Below are 14148 nucleotides of genomic sequence, written 5' to 3' on the forward strand. Positions count from 1 at the left end.
GGTTCTAGGCCCGCGCGATGGCGTGGAAGAAGGTGCCGCTGACATGGCCACGCCGGTAGCCGGATGCGCCGAGCGGATTGCCCTGGCCGTCGGCGAGGTCTGCAAGCGGCTCGTCATTGCCGGTCGCCGTCATCTGCGCATAGTGGAATTCGTGCCCCCGGATCAGCGCGCCTTGCGGCCCCAGCGGACAGTCGGTGCGCAGCCGTGCCTCGCGATAGCCGAGGTTCATCTTGCGTCTGGCGAAGCTGGTGGAATGGCCGAGCAGGCCGAGCATGCGATGCGTTTCGCCGGAAGCATCCTCCAGCACTTCACCAAGCACCATGAAGCCACCGCACTCGCCATGGATCGGCTTTGTCGTGGCGAAACGTGCCATTCCCGCGTGGAAATTCGTGGCAGCTGCGAGTTTGCCGGCGTGAAGCTCGGGATAGCCACCGGACAGCCAGCAGACATCGCAATCCTCGTCGGGCGCTTCATCTGCGAGCGGCGAGAACGGAACGATCTCCGCGCCGGCCTTGCGCCAACAGGCGGCGACATGCGGGTAGAGGAAGGTGAAGGCGGCATCCTCGGCCAGCGCGATGCGCTGACCAGGCGGCCGCAGCGCGTCGGCGAAGTCGCCAACCGCCGGGGCGAGGGGTGCTGCCAGCGCCATGACAGCGTCGAGGTCGAGCGACTTCTCGGCCATGTCGGCGAGCCGGTCGAGATGCGCCATCAGGTCATCATATTCGCCGGCCTGGACGAGGCCGAGATGGCGTTCGGGCAAATTGAGCGAGGGGTCGCGCAAAATAGCGCCGACGACGGGCAGGCCGATCGCCTCGATGGCGTCGCCGGAGAGCCGCCGGTGGCGCTCGCTGCCCAGCCGGTTCAGCACGACGCCCGCCATGCGCACATCCGGATCGTAAGTCGCAAAACCCTTGGCGACGGCCGCCGCCGTGGTCGACTGGCCCGATACGTCGAGCACCAGCAGCACCGGCAGGCCGTAAAGCCGGGCGAGATCGGCGGCGGAACCGGTGCGCCCCGGCGAGGCCGGGATGCCGTCGAACAAGCCCATGGCGCTTTCGAGGATGACGAAGTCGGTATCGTCGGCTGCCTGTGCGGCCAGCGCATTGAGCAGCGACGGCGACATCGCCCAACTGTCGAGGTTGACGCCGGATAGCCCGGTGGCGGCGGTGTGGAAGCCGGGGTCGATGTAGTCCGGGCCGGATTTGGCGCCACGAACCTTCAGGCCGCGCCGGGTGAGCGCGCGCAGGATGCCGATGGTGACGCTTGTCTTGCCCGAACCGGAGCGCGGCGCGCCGATGATGATCGCGCGCGCCGTCATGCCTGCGCCGCCAATGCCGCGCGCATGGCGACGATGCCGCCGACGACGATCAATGCCGGCGAGGCGAGCCCGGCGGCCGCCGCTGCCTCGGCAATGGTGGCGAGCGTGGCGACGACGGTTCGCTCCTTTGGGGTGGTCGCAGCAACGATTACGGCCGCCGGCGTCGACGGCGCCAGTCCGCCGTCGAGCAGGGCGGCTGCTATCAGCGGCAGATTGGCCATGCCCATATAGACGACCACGGGCTGGCCGGTGCGGGCGATGGCCGCCCAGTCGATGTCGTCGTCGGTGCCTGCGGCGTGGCCGGTCGCAAGAATGACAGCCTTGTTGATGCCGCGCATGGTGGCCGGGATGCCGGTGGCCGCCAGCGCGCTGAGGCCCGATGTCAGGCCCGGCAGCACGCGAAACGCGATGTTTTCGCGCGCCAGCGCCAGCGCCTCTTCGCCGCCACGGCCAAAAATATAGGGGTCGCCGCCCTTCAGCCTGACGACGCGGCGGCCTTCACGCGCCAGCCGCACCAACAAAGCGGTGATGTCGTCCTGCTTCATCGAGGGTTGGCCGCCGCGTTTTCCCGCAAAGAAAAGCTCGGCGTTATCGGCAACCGCGACGACATCAGGCGAAACCAGAGCGTCGTAGACCAGCGCATCCGCTTCGGCCAGCGCCGCCAGCACTTCCAGGGTCAGGCAGCCCGGATCGCCGGGGCCGGCGCCGGCCAACCAGACATGACCCGGCTCAAGCGGACGCGGCTTGAAGTTCAGCCGCGCGAGCGCCTGTTCGAGCGTGGCGTTTTCGCCTTTATTTCCAGTGCTGCCGCTCACAATCCGTCCCGTCCGCGAAAACGCCGCTGATAATGGGCGTCATACAATGAACTCTCGCCAAAGCCTTCCGCCGCCAGCGAGCGACCGACGAAGATGAGCGCCGTACGCTCCATCGGATCGGCGGCCAGTAGCGCCTCGATGGTCTCCAACGTGCCGGTCAGCACGCGCTCGTCCGGCCAGGAGGCGCGGAAGACGATCGCGACCGGGCAATCGCCGCCATAGTGCGGCGTCAGTTCGGCGACGACGCGGTCGATGGCGTGGATGGCAAGATGGATGGCCAGCGTGGCGCCGGTGCGGCCGAAGCCGGCCAAGGTTTCGCCGGGCGGCATTTTCGACGCACGCCCCGAAACGCGGGTCAGCACCAGGCTTTGCGCGACTTCGGGAATGGTCAGTTCGCGGCGAAGTGCGGCGGCGGCGGCCGCGAAGGAAGGGACGCCCGGCGTCAGCGTGTAGGGGATGCCATGCTTTTCCAGCCGGCGGATCTGCTCGGCGACGGCGCTCCACACCGACAGGTCGCCGGAGTGCAGGCGCGCAACGTCATGGCCGGCTTTGTGGGCGGCCACATATTCAGCCTCGATCTCGTCCAGCGACATCGGCGCGGTGTCGATCAATCTTGTTCCCGCCGCGCAATGCTGCAGCAATTCCGGCGCGACGATGGAGCCGGCGTGAAGGCAGACCGGGCAACTCGCCAAGAGCCTTGCGCCACGCAGCGTGATGAGGTCGGCGGCACCCGGCCCGGCGCCGATGAAATGGACGGTCATGGTGCGTCTCCGCTGATGGCGATTGCGCAGGTGACCGCGCCGAGCACGGTGCGCGGACCAAGCAGGCTGGCGCCTTTGCCGGCGACGGCAAGGGCCGAGGCTTCCGAAACCGATGGCGTGCCGGCGAGGTCCCGCGAGAGGCTGGAGTTGCTGAGCGTCCGCGGCGAGGCGGCCTCAAGGGTCGCCTCGTCGACGATGATGACGGGAAGGTTCAGCTTGCGACCAGCGGCGGCGATCGCGTCTTCATCCTTTTTGAGCGCCGCGGTGGCCAGTGCCGAAAGAGCGGACATCGCCAGGCCGTGCGCTTCGAGCGCGGTTTCTATCGCCGCGAGCACCTCCTGGACGGTGACGCCCTTTCGGCTGCCGATGCCCGCGACCATCATGGCTTTACCCAGTTCCATTGCGTGACAGGCATGGCCGGCCGCCATGCCTGCATGGAGCCGACCGGCGAAGCGCGGGAGATGGCGATGCGTGTGAGATCGCCGCCGCGCTTTGTGTGCTGGGCGAGGAGCAGGGCTTCCATTTCCAGCGTCACCGCGTTGGCGACAAGACGGCCGCCGGCGCGCAAAGCCTTGATGGCGGCGTTCAAGACGCCGGCGTCGCTGCCGCCACCGCCGATGAAGATGGCATCGGGCGTCTCCAGTTTTACAAGCGCCTTGGGCGCGCTGCCTTCCACGATGACGAGGCCGGGAACGCCGCAGGCAACGGCGTTGTGGCCGATGCGGGCGGCGCGGGCCGGATCGGCCTCGATGGCGATGGCGCGCATCGAGGGCTGGGCGAGCATCCATTCGATGCCGACGGAGCCTGAGCCGGCGCCGACGTCCCACAGCAATTCGCCGCGCCTCGGCGCCAGCGCCGACAGGGTCACGGCGCGGATTTCACGCTTGGTGATCTGGCCGTCATGCTCGAACAGATGATCGGCAAGGCCTGATGTGAGCGGCAGCACGCGGCCTTGCGGAGCTGAATCAATTTCGATGGCCAGCACATTGAGCGGATTGACGTTTTCGATGTCGAAGGCGTCGGCGCGAACCGAACGCAATGTCTCCTTCGGTCCGCCCAATGCCTCCAGGACCGTCAGCCGCGAAGCGCCGAAATCGAGTTCGGTGAGCAGGCGCCCAATTGCAGCAGGTGCATCGCCGTCCGATGTCAGCGCCAGGATGCGTGCGTTGGGCTGCAGCAGCGGGCGGATCAGGTCGATCGGGTGACCGTGCAGCGAGATGATCTCGATGTCCTGCAGCGCCCAGCCAAGACGGGCGGCGGCCAGCGAAATGGCTGACGGCGCTGGGATGACATCCATATCGCGCGGGTTGACCTTGCGGGCGAGGGTGGCGCCGACCCCGTGGAAGAACGGGTCGCCGGAGGCGAGCACGCAGACGTTTCTGCCGGCAAGCGCCAAGACATCGGCCATCCCGGCATCGAACGGAACCGGCCAGGGACGCGGCTTGCCCTTGGCGAAGGAAGTGACGAGCGCCAGATGCCGCTTGCCGCCGAAGATGAACTCCGCCTCGGCGATCCGCCGCTTGGCCTCGTCGCCAAGACCCGCTAAACCGTCCTCGCCGATGCCGACGATGGTGAGCCATTTTGAGTTGAGCTTGGCGCCGCGCGGACCCTCAGCAGGCATAATGACCCACCGCATTCTGATCCTTGGCGGCACCACCGAAGCCCGGCAACTGGCTGGAAAACTGGCGGCGCGCGCCGATTGCTCGGTCACGCTTTCGCTGGCCGGCCGTACGGAAAGTCCCGTCGCGCAGGGCGTGCCCGTGCGAAGTGGAGGGTTCGGCGGCGCCGATGGTCTGGCCACCTATCTCAGGCAGACGTCCATCGACCTGCTGATCGATGCCACGCATCCCTACGCGGCGCGAATCTCCGCCAATGCGGCAATGGCCGCGCGCAAGAGCGGCGTGCCGATCCTTGCCTTGCGGCGCCCGGGCTGGGAGGCCATCCAAGGCGACCGCTGGCTTGAGGTCGACAGCGTTGCCGCCGCGGCACGGGCGCTTGGCGATGTGCCGCGCCGCGTTTTCCTGGCGCTTGGCCGACAGGAGGTCGCCGCCTTCGAGGTAGCGCCCCAGCACCACTATCTCATCCGCAGCGTCGATCCGGTCGAGCCGAAGTTGGTTGTGCCTGATGCCGTGTATCTGTTGGCGCGCGGACCGTTTGGCGAGACCGACGAGCGCGTGCTGCTCGAAAAGCATCGCATCGATGTCGTGGTGTCGAAGAACAGTGGCGGCGCGGCGACATACGGGAAGATCGCCGCTGCCAGGGCGCTCGGCCTCCAGGTGATCATGGTGCGCAGGCCCGATCTGCCGGACGTGCCTTCTGCCGAAACCGTCGAAGCGCTGGCCGCGATGGTGCGTCATTTTGTCGAGCCCGATGCCGAGCGAGGCGTGTAGACCAGCGCCGGCTTGTCGCCGCGCTTGATGATCCGGGTTTCCGGCGAGCCGATGATGATGCAGGTCGCCATGTCGGCCTTTTCTGCGTCGACATCGGCCAGCAGATAGACCTCGATGCGCTCGTCCGGGCGGCCGGCGGCGCGGCCGAAGATCACCGGCGTCGTGCCGGGCAGGATGGCGGTCAGGCATTCGAAGGCGCGGCCAAGCTGCCAGGGACGCGCCTTGCTGATTGGGTTGTAGAGCGCGATGACGAAGCCGGCGCCGGCCGCCGCCAGCAGGCGCAGTTCGATTAGATCCCATGGCTTCAGATTGTCGGAAAGCGAAATGGCGCAGAAGTCGTGGCCGAGCGGCGCGCCGATGCGGGCAGCGACCGCCAGCATGGCGGTGACGCCAGGCACGACGGCGACATCGACCGCACGCCATTCGGCCGGACCGGCCTCGATCGCCTCGCAGACCGCTGCGGCCATGGCAAACACGCCGGGATCGCCGCCGGACACCACGGCGACGTCGTGGCCCTCGGCGGCCTTGGTCAGGGCATCCTTGGAACGGGCGAGTTCCTCACGGTTGTCGGAAGCGACGCGGGTCTGGTCCGGGCGCAGCTCGAGCCGGTCGAGATAAGGCTTGTAGCCGTAGAAGAATTTTGCCTCGGCGATAGCGTGGCTGGCTTGCGGCGTGACCTGGTCGGCATTGCCGGGTCCGAGGCCGATGACAGTGAGACGGCCGCTCATGCCTGGGCTCCAGCGACGGCTGGGCGGCCGGACCAGCCGGCAACCAGCACAATAGCGAAGTAGGGCGCCTTGTCGTCCGGCTTGTCGGCAAGCTTCATCGAGACGCTGCCGGCCATGGTGCCGCGCTCGACATAGACGGCGCGCATCAGCTTGCCCGTCGCCTCCAGCGCGCGCCTGATCTTGGGCAGGTTGCGGCCGACCTTCATGATGACGGCAGCGTCAGTATCGGCGAGGCGGCGCGTCAGGTCGAATTCGCTCATCGTGCCGGGCAGGACCGTCAGCACGTCGTCGCCTTGGACGATCGGCACACCGGTCTGCGACCAGCAGCCGGACATGGCGGTGATGCCGGGAATGACCTCGGTCGGGTAGTGATGGGCGAGGCGCACATGCAGATGCATGTAGGAGCCATAGAACAACGGATCGCCTTCGGACAGCACGGCAACCATCTTGCCGGCGTCGAGGTGCTCGGCGACCCTGTCTGCCGACTCCTCGTAGAAACCTGATATCTGCGAGCGGTAATCGTCGTGATCCTTGTCGATCTCGGTGGTCACGGGATAGAGCAGCGGCAGTTCCACCATGTCGGGCCGGAAGCGCGCTTCGACGATGGCGCGCGCATTGCTGTTGTTGCCGCGCTTGGCGAAATAGGCCACGACATCGGCTTCCGCCAAGGTCCGCGCGGCCTTCAGCGTAAGCAGTTCGGGATCGCCGGGACCGGTGCCGACACCGACGAGACGGCCTTTGGGAAAAGCGTTCACAGCCCCGGCCTCGCCAGCGAATTGAGCGCGGCGGCGGTCATGGCGCTGCCACCAAGCCTGCCGCGCACGATGGCGTAGGGCACGCCATAGGAATTCTCGGCCAGCGCATCCTTGGATTCGGCGGCGCCGACGAAACCGACCGGCATGCCGATGATCGCGGCTGGCTTGGGCGCGCCGTCGCGCAGCTTCTCGAGGAGATAGAACAGTGCGGTTGGCGCGTTGCCGATGGCGATGACCGAACCGGCCATGCGCTCGCCCCACAGGTCGATCGCGGCGGCCGAGCGGGTATTGCCGATCTCCCTGGCGATGTCGTGCGTGCGCGGGTCGCGCAAGGTGCAGATCACCTCGTTGCCGGCCGGCAGCCGGGCTCGGGTGACGCCATGCGAGACCATTTCAGCGTCGCAGAAGATCGGCGCGCCGGCCGCCAAAGCGGTGCGGGCGGCGGTGACGAAATCGTTGGAGAAAACGAAATGACTTGCTGCCTCGACCTGGCCGCAGGCATGGATCATGCGGATGGCGACGTCGGCCTCGGCCTCCGAGAAGCGCGAGAGATCGGCCTCGGCGCGAATGATGGCGAAGGATCGCTCGTAGATCGCCGTGCCGTCGTGGATGTAGTCGTAGGCGGCCATGCTCATTCCTGTTTGTAGGTCTCGGCGATGCCGGCCGTGCCCAGCCTTGTCAGGCAAGCGGCGGCGGCTTCGCCTTGAAATCGTGCGCTGTGGATCATCGCCGCGACGCGGCTGATGCCGCGCGCGGCGTCATAGCCCGGCCTGTAGCCGGCAGGAAGAGCCTTTGCCGTCGCGTTCACGACAAGTCCGGCTCCGTTTTCGTCGCCGACAATTGTGAGTGCTGCCGGGCCGGGATGTGCGCAGCCTTTTGCGCAGCCGGAAATGTGCAGGGTGAAGTCGAGGATGTCGGCGTTTTCGGCGGCGATCGCCTCGGCGATGTCACGGGTCGCGATCCGGCCGGACGCGCAGGCCGGCGCGCCGGGGCAGGCCGCGATGCGCGTGCGCGGGTCGGCGGGGGTGGTGACGAAGCCGAGGGTGGCGGCAGTTTGCTGTAGAGGCTGACTAGTGTCCGCCGGCTGACCTAGGAACAGCAGGGCGCGGCCCGGGGCGAGGCGGATTTCGGTTGCGCCGAGGGCGAGAGTTTTTTGCGCGAGGGCGATGATTTTGTCCGCTGGCATGCTGCCGTAGGGGAGGCCAATGCCGAGGGCGTGGCCGTTGTTCAGATTGAAGAGGCCAATCGGCAGGCGACTGTGCTCTACGGCGCCCCCCTCTGTCCTGCCGGACATCTCCCCCTCTAGGGGGGAGATTGCGCTGTTATCGCTGTCTTCGCCAATTTTCGATGTTGAAAGGGAAGTGCTAGGGCCCAAGCTGCCGATCTCCCCCCTTGAGGGGGAGATGTCCGGCAGGACAGAGGGGGGCGCCGTAGAGTGCCAGCTTGCGAGAGACGCCAACTGCCTCTCCGACAAATCCCGCGTGTGCGCCTCGCGGCCTTTCTCGGCAACCATCCGCAGCGCCGCGACGGCAATGTCGCGCGCCGCATCTTCATCCGCGACAGCGAGCGACCTCGCGGTCTGCCCATCACCGGCGACGGACACAAGCCAACGGCTGGCTATATCGGACCGCACCACTTTCAACCTGACATCGGCCGTCACCGCATCCAGCGTCAGTTGCCCGCCGCCGTCGACGATCACCGCAACCTTCGGCCCCAGCCTTGTTGCCAGCCCGGCTTCTTCAACGGCCATCCGAATGCGCTCAGCCATTAGCCTCGGATCGGCGATCTCCTGCGGGTCAATGCCGGCCAGCGGGCCGGTCTCGACCGGTACGCTGGTGCGCACCACGATGCCCAATACATCGACCTCCGCTGCAAGCAACGCAGCGCTTTCCGTTGTCAGGCCGCGGATTTGCAGGCTGCCGCGCGCCGTCACCTCCATGATGCCGTTGCCGTGCCGCAAGGCGGATTCGGCCAGCTCGATCAAGAGCTTCGGCGATAGGCCTTCGGCGACGGGGTTGAGCCGCACCAGCAGGCCGTCGCCTGTCTGCATCGGCGCCGACAAGGCAGGGCAGGCGCCGCGGCGCGAGAAGGCGTTCATGCCGCGACCCCGAGCGCGTTGGCCTCGGCAATCAGCGCGGCGAGATCGTCGTCGATGGAATTGCGCAAGGGATGCCAGAGGCCGCGCCGGCGCGCCGACAGGAAGCGCTCGGCGATGACCTTGGCGGCTGCGGGATTTTCGCGCAGGATGAAGGCGCGGACTTCCGCATCGCCGAGATAGGCATCATGCACCGCCTCGATCAGCGCGCCTGAAATGGCATGGGTGGTCTCGGCGAAGCCGACCAGCCGATCGACCGTCTCGGCGAATTCGGAGGCGCCGCGCGGACCGTGGCGCATCTGCCCTGATATGAAGCGGGCGTTGACGGCACGGGCGCGCACCACGCGCGACACCGCCTCGCCAACCGATCGCGGTTTCGGCTTTTGCGGATCCGTGGTGTCGAGCACGATGACGTCGGCGTTCCTGCCGAGTGTGGCCAAGGCGGCCGAAAAGCCGCCGATGAAGGCGACGTCGGCCGAGCCTTCGAGAATGTCGCGGCCAGGGTCGTCGCCAGTGTGGACGAGAAGATCGGCCTCGGCGATGCGGCCTTCAAACGCTCCGGGTGCCGAGACGCCTTCGCCGCCGGCACCGCCGTAGGCATGCGAAGTGGCGTCGAGATAGGCGCGGCCGATCTCTTCGCGCGCCGCCCAGTCGCCGCTGGACAAAATCTCCTCGACGCCGGCGCCGTAAGTGCCGGGCGAGGTGCCGAAGATGCGCGGGCTGACCTTGCCGTCGGCGCGGGTCCTGGCGGCGAGCGGATTTTCCGAATCGTCCTCGTCGCGCGCGGCAACGGCTTTGGCTGCGGCGTCGATCAGTGCGATCTGGGTCGGGAACATGTCGCGGAACAGGCCTGATATGCGCCAGGTGACGTCGACGCGCGGGCGGCCGAGCGTAGCCGGCGGCAGCACCTCGATGCCGGTGATGCGGCCGGTGGCAGCATCCCATTGCGGCCGGCAGCCCATCAGCGCCAGGCCTTGCGCAATCTCCTCGCCGCCGGTACGCAGCGAGGCCGAGCCCCAGAGATCGATGACCAAGGAGCGGGGCCAGTCGCCATGCGATTGCATGTAGCCGCGCACCACTTCCTCGGCAGCCACCTTGCCGAGATCATAGGCGGTCGGCGTCGGCATGGTGCGCGGGTCCGAGGTGAACAGGTTACGGCCTGTCGGCAGCACGTCGGAGCGGCCGCGCGCGGGCGCGCCGGCCGGGCCAGCCTTGACGTGGCGGCCATCGAGCGCGGCGAGCAGCGCGGCCTTCTCGGCTTCCGCGCTTTGCCTGCGCATGGGGTCCGGCTCGTCGTCTGGGACATGGCCGTAGACATGCAGCCCGTCCTTGATGGCGAAATCCTTGAGGTCGCAGAGCCAGGCGTCGATGCGGCGCAGCGCTTCATCGGGCGCATCGGTCGCGGCGACGCCGGCTTCGGAGGCGAGGCCGGTCTTTTGCGCGGTTTCGACAATCAACCTGGCGAGACGGTCGCGGCGGCGGCGGTCGAGGCCGTCGGCCTGGGCATATTCGTCGACCAGCCGCTCGAGCTTGTGCTGGCCCTCGTCCAGTCCGGCGCCCGTCAGCGGCGGCGGCAGATGGCCAAGGGTGACGGCAGCGATCCGCCGCTTGGCCTGTGCCGCCTCGCCGGGGTTGGAGACGATGAAGGGATAGATGACGGGCAGGCAGCCGGTCACGATCTCGGGAAAGCAGTTTTGCGAAAGCGCAACCGTCTTGCCGGGCAGCCATTCCAGCGTGCCGTGGGCGCCGACATGGATCAAGGCATGGACGCCGAGCGATCTGCGCAGCCACAGGCCGAAGGCGATCAAAGCGTGGCGCGGAGGCCGGGACGAGTCGTGATAGTCGGCGCGGCGATCGGCGGAACGGCCACGGTCGGGAGCGAGGGCCACGGTGATGTTGCCGAAATGCGCGGCGCGGAAGGGGAAGTGTTTCTTGCTTGATAGCGAAGGTTTGCGCGAGGCGCCCCCCTCTGTCCTGCCGGACATCTCCCCCTCAAGGGGGGAGATTGCGCTGTCGTCACGGCTTTCGCCAAATGCCAACATTGCAGGGATGGACGGGGCGCTGGAGCTGCCAATCTCCCCCCTTGAGGGGGAGATGTCCGGCAGGACAGAGGGGGGCGCCTCGCGAAGACCTGTCACGCTTTCCGCTCTGCCCCAAGCAGCCTCTACCGCGGCAATTGCCGATATCGGTAACTCCGTCGAAAAGGAGTCGTAGTCTTCCAGCCCCAGCCCATGATCGCCGCGCTCCAGCAAATCCAGCAATTCACGCGGCGTTTGTGGAATCCCTTCAACGGCATAGCCCTGTTCGCTCAAGTCGTGCAGCATGGCGATCACGCTGGACGGCACATCCAGCCCGACCGCATAGCCGGTGCGGCCAGGGGCGCTGGGATAATCGGGAATGAGGATCGCGAGCTTGCGTTCGGCGCGCGGGGTCTCTTGCAAACGGATGAAGGCCGCTACGCGCTTAGCCACTTGCTCCACACGATCCGCTTGCGGCTGGTTGGCCAACGCACGGTGGCCCAGCGCCGGGTCGACATCACTCTCGCCCTTGAAGGAAATGGCGCCGGCAAGGATGCGGCCATCGAGTTCGGGCAGCACGACATGCATGGCAAGGTCGGCGGGTGCCAGCCCGCGCTGGTTGTTTTCCCAGACGTCGCGGCGTGTGGTGGCGACGATGACCTGGAAGACAGGCACGCCGGCGCGGTCGAACAGGGTTTCCACGCCGGCCTCGGCGCCGGACGCGAAAGCGGTCGCGGCGATGATGGCGGCCGGTTTCAGCGATGCGACGGCATTTTCGGCGAATGCCAGGGACAGCGGATCCTTGAGACTGGAAACAAAGATCGGGACCGGTGCCAGTCCCTGGGAGCGCAAAGCGTCGGCCAGCGCATCGATCGGGGCGACATCGGCCGCGAGCAGCATCGATCGGTAGAAGAGAATCGGGATGATGGGGGCGCTGACATTTGAAAGGTCCGGCTTCTCTGCGACCCCCATTCCAGACTGATAGTAACCGGCCTTCGGCACGCTGACCGGACTGGCGACTGATGTATCCTGTCCGGCCAAGCCCGCCAGCCTGTGCACCAGCGCGTTCATATTGGCCGGGCCGCCCTCGCGGAAATAGCCGAGCAGGCCGTCGAGTTCGGCGCGGGGCAGCGTCGAGGCTTCGATCAGCCTGAGATCCTCGTCATGGCTTTCACCGGGAAGCAGCGCCAGTCTTATGCCGCGTTCGCGGGCAATTGCCGCCAGTTGGTCGCAGCCATAGCGCCACCAGTCGTAACCGCCGAGGATACGCACCAGGACGACCTTGGCGTGGCGGGCGACGCTGTCGACCCAGAGGTCGACCGACATGGGATGGCGCAGGTCGCGCAGTGCCGCCAGCCGCATCGAGGGCAGGCGATCGGCGTCGGCCTTCCATGCCGCCGCCAGCCCGGCGAGGTCGCTGTCGGTGAAGGATAGAGCCACGATATCCGCCGGCGTCTGCCTGAGATCGACAGGCTCGGCGAGGTCGTCGAGCGAGGCGGAGGTCGTGGTGAGGATGTGCATCGCGCCCGTGCCCGAAAATCAGCCGGCGAGTATGCGTTCGATCGCCGGCCGGTTCAGCCCCTTGAGGCCGATGACGACCAGGCGCGAACGACGGTCGTCCCCGGCGGTCCAGGCGCGGTCATAGTAGTGATTGACGCGCGGGCCGACGGCCTGCAGCAGGAGCCGCATCGGCTTGCCGCCGACCTCGACGAAGCCTTTCACCCGCAACACGTTCTCCTGTTCGGCGGCCGCGGCGACGCGCTTTGCCAGCTCGTCGGGATTGGCGATCGAGGGAATGTCGACGATGAACGTGTCGAAGTCGTCATGCTCGTGGTCGAATGCGCCGTCGTGATGGGATTTGCGGTTCTCGATATCGTCCTCGACGGCGAGCCCGAGGCCGAGCAGCACCGAGGGATCGACCTTGCCATGAGACGTCGGCACGATCTTCACGGCGCGGGCGGCGTGTTCGCCGATGATGCTGTTAGCGCGGGCCGAGCCGTCGGCGTCCATCAGGTCGCTCTTCGACAGGATGATCAGATCGGCGCAGGCGATCTGGTCCTCGAACACTTCCTCGACCGGATCATCATGGTCGAGGCTTTCATCCCCGGCGCGCTGCGCCTGCAGGGCTTCCATGTCGTTGGCAACCCGGCCTTCGGCAAGTGCGGGACCGTCGACCACGGCGATGACGCCATCGACGGTCACGCGGCTCTTCACCGACGGCCACTGGAAAGCCTGGACCAGCGGCTTGGGCAGAGCGAGGCCCGAGGTTTCGATCAGGATATGGTCGACCTTCGGCGTCAGGCACAGGATCTGGTCGAGCGCCGGCACGAAATCGTCGGCGACGGTGCAGCAGATGCAGCCATTGGCCAGTTCGACGATGTTTTCCTCGGGGCAGGTGTCGATGCCGCAGCCCTTGAGGATTTCGCCGTCGATGCCGATGTCGCCGAACTCGTTGACGATGATGGCAATCCGTTTGCCGCCGGCGTTTTCCAGAAGATGGCGGACAAGGGTCGTCTTGCCGGCGCCGAGGAAGCCGGTGACGACGGTGCAGGGAACGCGGGAAACGGATGCGGTCATATCAGTCTTTCAGCATGTCGAGGGGAGGGATGCGGGCAACGAGGCCGCGTTTGAGGCTATCGGGCCTGCCCCGCCAGGGAATGAGGCCGTCGCTGGAGGTGGCGAAGAGTTTCGCGCCGGTGACGAGATCGGCACCGCTGGTCGGGGTCAGATCGCCAAACACATAGCTCCAGCATCCGTCGCGCAGGATCGCGGCGCTCAGCCGGCGCTTGCAATTGCCGAGGCATTCGACGGTGCGGATGCGGATGTTGTCGCCCGAGGCGGCTTGGCGCGTATCTTCAGCCAAAAGTTCGCCGGCCCGGGGATGAGCATCGGAGCCGGTCTCGTCGCGACAGGAGGCGCAGACGATGACAGTGATGCCGGCCAGGGAATCATCCCCGCCGGACGAAATGTCCGTTGTTTCAGCCGAAAAACTGCCGTCGCGATCCAAATCAGGCTCCTTGCCCGGAAAACCCGCCGGACGATCGGATACTTGCATTCCAGACGGCAGGTCTCCTGGCTCGCGGGTCATCGCCTTGGGTAGCCGCCTTCCCGGGACAATCCCAGTGGCTTTCGGCCTTGGCTCTTCGCTCACAGTTGCGGGGACAGCCGCGGATTTGGGATTTTCAATCCCGCACCGCATTCCCTCTTGGCTCCTCCCTTTGCCGAGAGGAGACCGTCTGGATTGGATTTAGGCTCTTGCGGGCAGCGG

Annotated in this window: 13 protein-coding genes and 1 riboswitch; of the genes, 1 reads left to right on the forward strand and 12 read right to left on the reverse strand. The window is 66.9% G+C overall.

Annotated features, from left to right (window positions below; genetic code table 11):
• Positions 1 to 4 precede the first annotated feature (4 nt).
• Genes FJW08_RS24900 through cbiE form a run of 5 tightly spaced genes read right to left on the reverse strand, consistent with a single transcriptional unit; the run spans position 5 to position 4515 of the window.
• Positions 5 to 1318, reverse strand: a complete 1314-nt coding sequence (locus tag FJW08_RS24900) for a cobyrinate a,c-diamide synthase (RefSeq protein ID WP_140812692.1) — start codon at positions 1316 to 1318, stop codon at positions 5 to 7.
• The gene (gene cobA, locus FJW08_RS24905) at positions 1315 to 2133 is read right to left on the reverse strand and encodes a uroporphyrinogen-III C-methyltransferase (RefSeq protein WP_140758048.1); all 819 of its coding nucleotides are present in this window, start codon (positions 2131 to 2133) and stop codon (positions 1315 to 1317) included. Before cobA ends, FJW08_RS24900 begins: the two co-directional genes overlap by 4 nt.
• Positions 2130 to 2894: a precorrin-4 C(11)-methyltransferase gene (gene cobM / locus FJW08_RS24910; RefSeq protein WP_140812693.1), complete on the reverse strand. Its 765-nt coding sequence runs from the start codon at positions 2892 to 2894 to the stop codon at positions 2130 to 2132. Before cobM ends, cobA begins: the two co-directional genes overlap by 4 nt.
• Entirely contained in the window at positions 2891 to 3277 is a 387-nt protein-coding gene (locus FJW08_RS24915; protein ID WP_140812722.1) for a cobalamin biosynthesis protein, read from the reverse strand. The genes cobM and FJW08_RS24915 overlap by 4 nt, the downstream gene beginning before the upstream one ends.
• Positions 3274 to 4515 (reverse strand): precorrin-6y C5,15-methyltransferase (decarboxylating) subunit CbiE, encoded by a 1242-nt coding sequence (gene cbiE / locus FJW08_RS24920; RefSeq protein WP_140812694.1) that lies wholly within the window; start codon positions 4513 to 4515, stop codon positions 3274 to 3276. Before cbiE ends, FJW08_RS24915 begins: the two co-directional genes overlap by 4 nt.
• 1 nt (position 4516) lies before the next feature.
• On the opposite strand from cbiE, the gene FJW08_RS24925 reads away from it, so the two are divergent.
• Positions 4517 to 5284 (forward strand): cobalt-precorrin-6A reductase, encoded by a 768-nt coding sequence (locus tag FJW08_RS24925; RefSeq protein WP_140812695.1) that lies wholly within the window; start codon positions 4517 to 4519, stop codon positions 5282 to 5284.
• Here the strand turns inward: FJW08_RS24925 and FJW08_RS24930 are convergent.
• The 7 genes from FJW08_RS24930 to FJW08_RS24960 are packed head-to-tail and all read right to left on the reverse strand — an operon-like array spanning position 5248 to position 13887.
• Positions 5248 to 6012 (reverse strand): precorrin-3B C(17)-methyltransferase, encoded by a 765-nt coding sequence (locus FJW08_RS24930; RefSeq protein WP_140758042.1) that lies wholly within the window; start codon positions 6010 to 6012, stop codon positions 5248 to 5250. The genes FJW08_RS24925 and FJW08_RS24930 overlap by 37 nt on opposite strands.
• Positions 6009 to 6767 (reverse strand): precorrin-2 C(20)-methyltransferase, encoded by a 759-nt coding sequence (locus FJW08_RS24935; RefSeq protein WP_140812696.1) that lies wholly within the window; start codon positions 6765 to 6767, stop codon positions 6009 to 6011. Before FJW08_RS24935 ends, FJW08_RS24930 begins: the two co-directional genes overlap by 4 nt.
• Entirely contained in the window at positions 6764 to 7396 is a 633-nt protein-coding gene (locus FJW08_RS24940) for a precorrin-8X methylmutase (RefSeq protein ID WP_140812697.1), read from the reverse strand. The genes FJW08_RS24935 and FJW08_RS24940 overlap by 4 nt, the downstream gene beginning before the upstream one ends.
• 2 nt (positions 7397 to 7398) lie before the next feature.
• The gene (gene cobG, locus FJW08_RS24945; protein WP_140812698.1) at positions 7399 to 8865 is read right to left on the reverse strand and encodes a precorrin-3B synthase; all 1467 of its coding nucleotides are present in this window, start codon (positions 8863 to 8865) and stop codon (positions 7399 to 7401) included.
• A complete protein-coding gene (locus tag FJW08_RS24950) occupies positions 8862 to 12401 on the reverse strand; it encodes a cobaltochelatase subunit CobN (protein ID WP_140812699.1) in 3540 nt (1179 codons plus the stop codon). Before FJW08_RS24950 ends, cobG begins: the two co-directional genes overlap by 4 nt.
• Before the next feature lie 18 nt (positions 12402 to 12419).
• On the reverse strand, positions 12420 to 13457 hold the full coding sequence (cobW, locus tag FJW08_RS24955; protein WP_140812700.1) for a cobalamin biosynthesis protein CobW: 1038 nt from the start codon (positions 13455 to 13457) through the stop codon (positions 12420 to 12422).
• Between the two features lies 1 nt (position 13458).
• The gene (locus tag FJW08_RS24960) at positions 13459 to 13887 is read right to left on the reverse strand and encodes a DUF1636 family protein (protein WP_140812701.1); all 429 of its coding nucleotides are present in this window, start codon (positions 13885 to 13887) and stop codon (positions 13459 to 13461) included.
• A gap of 37 nt (positions 13888 to 13924) precedes the next feature.
• Positions 13925 to 14132: riboswitch (cobalamin riboswitch) on the reverse strand.
• Positions 14133 to 14148: the final 16 nt, after the last annotated feature.

It is taken from the genome of Mesorhizobium sp. B3-2-1 (assembly GCF_006439515.1).
In the GTDB taxonomy this organism is placed as follows: Bacteria; Pseudomonadota; Alphaproteobacteria; order Rhizobiales; family Rhizobiaceae; genus Mesorhizobium.

Coding starts and splice junctions, on each gene's coding strand:
- FJW08_RS24950 (WP_140812699.1), bottom strand. CDS start 12,401: ATGCACATCCTCACCACGACCTCCGCCTCGCTCGACGACCTCGCCGAG.
- FJW08_RS24915 (WP_140812722.1), bottom strand. CDS start 3,277: ATGATGGTCGCGGGCATCGGCAGCCGAAAGGGCGTCACCGTCCAGGAG.
- FJW08_RS24900 (WP_140812692.1), bottom strand. CDS start 1,318: ATGACGGCGCGCGCGATCATCATCGGCGCGCCGCGCTCCGGTTCGGGC.
- cobM (WP_140812693.1), bottom strand. CDS start 2,894: ATGACCGTCCATTTCATCGGCGCCGGGCCGGGTGCCGCCGACCTCATC.
- FJW08_RS24940 (WP_140812697.1), bottom strand. CDS start 7,396: ATGGCCGCCTACGACTACATCCACGACGGCACGGCGATCTACGAGCGA.
- FJW08_RS24925 (WP_140812695.1), top strand. CDS start 4,517: ATGACCCACCGCATTCTGATCCTTGGCGGCACCACCGAAGCCCGGCAA.
- FJW08_RS24930 (WP_140758042.1), bottom strand. CDS start 6,012: ATGAGCGGCCGTCTCACTGTCATCGGCCTCGGACCCGGCAATGCCGAC.
- cobW (WP_140812700.1), bottom strand. CDS start 13,457: ATGACCGCATCCGTTTCCCGCGTTCCCTGCACCGTCGTCACCGGCTTC.
- cbiE (WP_140812694.1), bottom strand. CDS start 4,515: ATGCCTGCTGAGGGTCCGCGCGGCGCCAAGCTCAACTCAAAATGGCTC.
- cobG (WP_140812698.1), bottom strand. CDS start 8,865: ATGAACGCCTTCTCGCGCCGCGGCGCCTGCCCTGCCTTGTCGGCGCCG.